This window comes from Sphingobium lactosutens DS20, assembly GCF_000445105.1.
Lineage (GTDB): Bacteria > Pseudomonadota > Alphaproteobacteria > Sphingomonadales > Sphingomonadaceae > Sphingobium > Sphingobium lactosutens.
In genome coordinates, this window is record NZ_ATDP01000050.1 from 1 (window position 1) to 3,725 (window position 3,725).

Genomic DNA, 3,725 nt, shown 5'->3' on the forward strand with positions numbered 1-3,725 from the left:
TGTAGCGCGACGATTACGGAGTCCGGTCGGCGTCAATTTTGATGGCCGATAGGTGGCCGCGCCGGTTGGTGAATTCTGGCTACCATTTGCTGTTGCGAGGAGCAACCGTCGAGCGACAATTACGACGCTGGGTAATTGTCGCTGGCGCTGGCCGGAAGCGAGGGTTTGAAGCGCATGGGATGGTTGGCATGTAATTGCCGCTGGCGACAATTACCCGTTGCCTCAGCAAGGGTGCTCCCGAGCGCGAAGCCAGCGACAATTATGATGGCCGGTCCGGGGCGCCATTGGGCGGGTCGTAATCGCCGGCGTTGATGCGGGCGACGGCGGAACGCTTGCGGTAGCTTTCGCCGTTCATCTCGATGATGGTCGAGTGGTGCACGAGGCGGTCGATCGCGGCGACAGCCATGGCGGGATCAGGGAAGACGTTGTCCCATGCCGAAAATGGCTGGTTGGCGGTAATGGCGAGCGAGTGGCGTTCGTAGCGGTGGGCGATGAGCTCGAACAAGGCGCTGGTTTCGACCTGGTCCTTGCGGACGTAGGACAGATCGTCGAGCACGATGAGATCGAACTTGTCGAGCTTGTCGAGCATGGCGGGCAAGCTGAGGTCGCGGCGCGCGGACTGGAGCTTCTGGACCATGTCGGTGGTGGAGCAGAACAGGACGCGCCGCCCCGTGTCGATGAGGGCATGGCCAATGGCGGCAACTGCGTGCGTCTTGCCGGTCCCGCTCTGGCCGAACAGCAGCAGGTTGCCGCCGTTCTCGATCCAGTCGTCACCGGCGGCGAGGGACAAGAGGTGCGGTTTGCGGATGCCGGGGGCGGCGTCGAAATCGAAGGTGGCGAAGGTCTTGCCTGCGGGCAAGCCGGACTGGTCGCGATGGCGCTGGATGCGCCGGGAGGAGCGATCAGCCATCTCGATCTCGAGAAGCGAGGCCAGCAGGTTGGCGGCCGGCCAGCCATCGCGATCGGCGGTGTCGGTGAGGTGCTTCCAGTTGCGGTTGATGCTCGGCAGGCGCAAGGCCTTGAGCAGGGTAGGCAGTACGGCGGCGGCCTGATCCTTGGTGCGGGTCATCAGTGCACCTCCCCGCTGGCGATCAGGCTGTTGTAGCTGTGCAGATCGGGTGGCGGGATAGCGACATCGCGCTGCGATCTTGCGGTTGGCAGGAACTCGTCCCTGAGCGCATCGACATCGGGCAAGCGCCCGCTGTCGAGAGCCTCATCGATCCGCCGGGCCAGCACGTCGACACAGTCGCCCCTGGCGGCGATATCGAGCAGCGCGACGGCATCGCGGCAGGCCTGCCGTCCATCGAGTTGGGCATCGAAGGCTTGCCAGGCCCGCCGGTAGGCGTGATCGGGGAAGAGGGCTTCGCGGTAGACGAGGTTGCGCAGTGCACCGGGCTTGCGGCGCAGGTTACCGATCATGTGCCGGAAATCGATGCTATGCCCCCGGTGGGGATGACTGATCCGCACACGCGGCGTGGACATTACCCTGTCTGGACCGAGGAAGAGCTCGATGCGATCGTCAAAGAGATGCGCGTTGAGGCGCCGTCCGACGAGGCGGGAAGGCACCGAATAGGTAACCCGATCGATGGCGACGGTGCCGTTGCGGGTGACATCGACGGTGACCATGGCGAAATCGGTGGTTCGCCTTGCGGGCAGCGCCTTGAGTACCCTGCGTTCTGCATCGATGCGCGCAGCATGTCGCCGGTTCTGTCTGGCGACCTGCGCCTCAACGAACTCGCGCCAGGCCTCGATGCTAACGAAATCGCGGCTGCCCCGCCGGCGTAAGGCCTGATCGAGCCGTCGCTTGAGATGGGCATGGGGACCTTCGATCGATCCGTTCTCGTGCGCCTCGCCGCGGTTGTTGCGGGTAGCAAGCATGCCGTAATGACGACACAGCTCGTCATAGCTTCGGGTGAAATCCCGCTGCGCATCGGCGTTGAGGTTTTTGTAGGCGGCTGACAGGGAATCGCTGCGGTGTTCGGCCGGCGCACCGCCCAGCTTCCACAACGCATCCTGCAGGTGCTCCGAAAGGGCGGCAAAGCTCTCCCCGCCCAGCACGACAGCCGCATGCTCCCAGCCACTCGCCGCCAAGCGGAAGTGGTAGAGGCGATAGGCCAGGGTCTCGCCGGCAACAGTGACCTTGAGACTGTCGCATACCGTGAAATCCGACAGGCCCTGCCGACCGGGCTCATGATGCTGCGGGAAGAAGATCTCCTTCTCGCCGCCGTGCAGTGCCCGCCAGCGGGCGATCCGGCGTTCCAGTGTTCGTCGTATCGCATCGGGAACAGCATCCTCGCCGAACTCGTCCTGGAGCGTCTCGAAGACCGTGACGGCAATGATACCGTCGATCTGGAGCAACTCCTCTATACGTGGCCAGAATGGCTCGAGCGGATCGGCGCGGGTGCGCCAGTGGCGCTCCTTCTTCTTCTGGGACGGAAGCTGCGGATCGTTCTCGATCCGGCGTGCGCTGCGTTCGCTGATACCGGCCTTGGCAGCCGCGACGGCCTGGGTGTGTTGGCGACGATGGGTCATGAAGAGAAATACCTGCTGATCGGAAATGTGGTGGCCCGGCATCGCAAACCCATCGCTCGTTGTTCGATGAGTGTTCCGATACCACCGCCCGCCACAGCCCCGATCTGCCCCCCGAAAGAAGGGGAAAAAGATCGCCACCGGTTGTCTGGTCCGCTCTCCGGTCGGGGCTGCGCCCCTCCCTACGATCAGACCAGACAACCGATCCTACCGGCCATCATAGTCGCCGCTCAACCGGCCATCGTAGTTGTCGCCGCGCAGGTACGGCAACACCCGGCATGGGCTACAATCTTGACATTTCCCCAGTACAATGCATATGTTCATGCATATGCAAAGGAGGTCGATATGGCCCGGAAAAAAGCAGTTTCCGTCCCTCCACGAGAAGCCAAACTGTTCCGGAACAACAAGAGTCAGGCTCTGCGCATCCCTGCCGATTTCGAACTTCCGGGTGACCGCGTGATGATCCATCGCGATGGCGACCGCCTCATTATCGAACCGGTACGCCGCAAGAATCTTCTGGAAGTCCTCGCATCCCTGCAGCCGCTCGGGCCCGATGATCAGTTTCCCGATGTCGAGGACACATTGCTCCCGATAAAGGCCATCGACCTGTGAGCGGGCTCTATATGCTCGACACCAATACCGTCTCCGAGCTTGCCCGCAATCCGCAAGGATCGGTTGCCGCACGCATCGCCGAAGTGGGCCCGGATGCGATCTGTGTCAGCATCATCACCGCGGCGGAACTCCGCTACGGCTGCGCCAGAGCGGGTTCGCCGCGGCTGCTGGCGCAGATCGAGGCCATTCTGGACAGCCTCCAGATCCTTGCCCTCGATGTCCCCGCCGACACTGAATATGCCGGTATTCGCGCAGAGCTGGAAGCAGCCGGCAAGCCTATCGGGCCAAATGACTGGTTCATCGCTGCCCATGCCTATGCCCTGGAAGCGGTGCTGGTGACCGCGAATATCACAGACTTCTCGCGGATACGCGCACTCAAAGTCGAGAACTGGATCGCCGACCTTCATTGACCGGATGCCGGGCAATCACCGCATGGCTTTCGTCTAGCGCATCGGCTCGCTCCAGCGGCGGGCCGCCGCCACACGCTTCGCGATCGACCCTAACCCTTGAGATGACCTTCAGCTCCATAGCGGATCGGGGGGCCTTTGCCGTCCATTGACCTCATGGCCGGAGAGAGGAGGGGG

General features: G+C 63.0%; 4 protein-coding genes. 2 read left to right on the forward strand and 2 right to left on the reverse strand.

Features of this window, described 5'->3' with window-relative positions:
• Positions 1-259: 259 nt before the first annotated feature.
• Complete coding sequence (gene istB, locus RLDS_RS31215; RefSeq protein WP_020818758.1) at positions 260-1,069, reverse strand: IS21-like element helper ATPase IstB; 810 nt, start codon at positions 1,067-1,069, stop codon at positions 260-262.
• On the reverse strand, positions 1,069-2,574 hold the full coding sequence (gene istA / locus RLDS_RS31220) for an IS21 family transposase (protein WP_020818759.1): 1,506 nt from the start codon (positions 2,572-2,574) through the stop codon (positions 1,069-1,071). The genes istB and istA overlap by 1 nt, the downstream gene beginning before the upstream one ends.
• 300 nt (positions 2,575-2,874) lie before the next feature.
• On the opposite strand from istA, the gene RLDS_RS31225 reads away from it, so the two are divergent.
• Positions 2,875-3,141, forward strand: coding sequence for an antitoxin (locus RLDS_RS31225; protein ID WP_020818770.1), 267 nt, complete (start codon positions 2,875-2,877; stop codon positions 3,139-3,141).
• Positions 3,142-3,152: 11 nt separating this feature from the next.
• Positions 3,153-3,551 (forward strand): type II toxin-antitoxin system VapC family toxin, encoded by a 399-nt coding sequence (locus tag RLDS_RS31230; protein WP_197672744.1) that lies wholly within the window; start codon positions 3,153-3,155, stop codon positions 3,549-3,551.
• Positions 3,552-3,725 lie beyond the last annotated feature (174 nt).